This window comes from Pedobacter antarcticus, from assembly GCF_900103515.1.
Taxonomy (GTDB): domain Bacteria; phylum Bacteroidota; class Bacteroidia; order Sphingobacteriales; family Sphingobacteriaceae; genus Pedobacter; species Pedobacter antarcticus.
In genome coordinates, this window is sequence record NZ_FNGZ01000023.1 from 1 (window position 1) to 1,737 (window position 1,737).

At 48.4% G+C, this 1,737-nt stretch carries 1 rRNA gene; it reads left to right on the plus strand.

From position 1 onward, the window contains the following. The first annotated feature begins 170 nt into the window (after positions 1 to 170). Positions 171 to 1,692: ribosomal RNA gene (locus tag BLR53_RS19640) — 16S ribosomal RNA — on the plus strand. Positions 1,693 to 1,737 lie beyond the last annotated feature (45 nt).

Sequence of the window (1,737 nt, forward strand, 5' to 3'; positions counted from 1 at the left end):
GCCGAGAAGTTCATTAAAGAGATGTCATTTATAAAGAAACAGGGTAAACAGGTACAGCTTCAAAGTACATGAAATACTTACCTGGATTTCGAGTCAAGTCTGACAGACAAATAAGAATACAGACTATTATTAATACAAGTTAAGAATGGTCAGTTTCAAACCAACATTTTACAATGGAGAGTTTGATCCTGGCTCAGGATGAACGCTAGCGGCAGGCCTAATACATGCAAGTCGAACGATATTATCCAGCTTGCTGGATAAGAAAGTGGCGCACGGGTGCGTAACGCGTATGCAACCTACCTTAATCAGGGGGATAGCCCGAAGAAATTCGGATTAAGACCGCATAAAAACACAGGATAGCATTATCCAATGTTCAAATATTTATAGGATTAAGATGGGCATGCGTGACATTAGTTAGTTGGCGGGGTAACGGCCCACCAAGACCACGATGTCTAGGGGATCTGAGAGGATGACCCCCCACACTGGTACTGAGACACGGACCAGACTCCTACGGGAGGCAGCAGTAAGGAATATTGGTCAATGGAGGGAACTCTGAACCAGCCATGCCGCGTGCAGGATGACGGCCCTCTGGGTTGTAAACTGCTTTTATTCGGGAATAAACCTACTTACGTGTAAGTAGCTGAATGTACCGAAGGAATAAGGATCGGCTAACTCCGTGCCAGCAGCCGCGGTAATACGGAGGATCCAAGCGTTATCCGGATTTATTGGGTTTAAAGGGTGCGTAGGCGGCTTTTTAAGTCAGGGGTGAAAGACGGTAGCTCAACTATCGCAGTGCCCTTGATACTGAAGAGCTTGAATGAACTAGAGGTAGGCGGAATGTGACAAGTAGCGGTGAAATGCATAGATATGTCACAGAACACCGATTGCGAAGGCAGCTTACTATGGTTTAATTGACGCTGAGGCACGAAAGCGTGGGGATCAAACAGGATTAGATACCCTGGTAGTCCACGCCCTAAACGATGAATACTCGCTGTTAGCGATACACAGTTAGCGGCTAAGCGAAAGCGTTAAGTATTCCACCTGGGGAGTACGGTCGCAAGATTGAAACTCAAAGGAATTGACGGGGGCCCGCACAAGCGGAGGAGCATGTGGTTTAATTCGATGATACGCGAGGAACCTTACCCGGGCTTGAAAGTTAGTGAATCATTTAGAGATAGATGAGTCCGCAAGGACACGAAACTAGGTGCTGCATGGCTGTCGTCAGCTCGTGCCGTGAGGTGTTGGGTTAAGTCCCGCAACGAGCGCAACCCCTATGTTTAGTTGCCAGCACGTCATGGTGGGGACTCTAAACAGACTGCCTGTGCAAACAGAGAGGAAGGAGGGGACGACGTCAAGTCATCATGGCCCTTACGTCCGGGGCTACACACGTGCTACAATGGGTGGTACAGAGGGCAGCAAGCTGGCAACAGCAAGCCAATCTCCAAAAGCCATTCACAGTTCGGATAGAGGTCTGCAACTCGACCTCTTGAAGTTGGATTCGCTAGTAATCGCATATCAGCAATGATGCGGTGAATACGTTCCCGGGCCTTGTACACACCGCCCGTCAAGCCATGGAAGTTGGGGGTACCTAAAGTATGTAACCGCAAGGAGCGTCCTAGGGTAAAACCGATAACTGGGGCTAAGTCGTAACAAGGTAGCCGTACCGGAAGGTGCGGCTGGAATACCTCCTTTCTGGAGAAAGATTGACTACCTGTTTCTAAATGATATAAATGACAA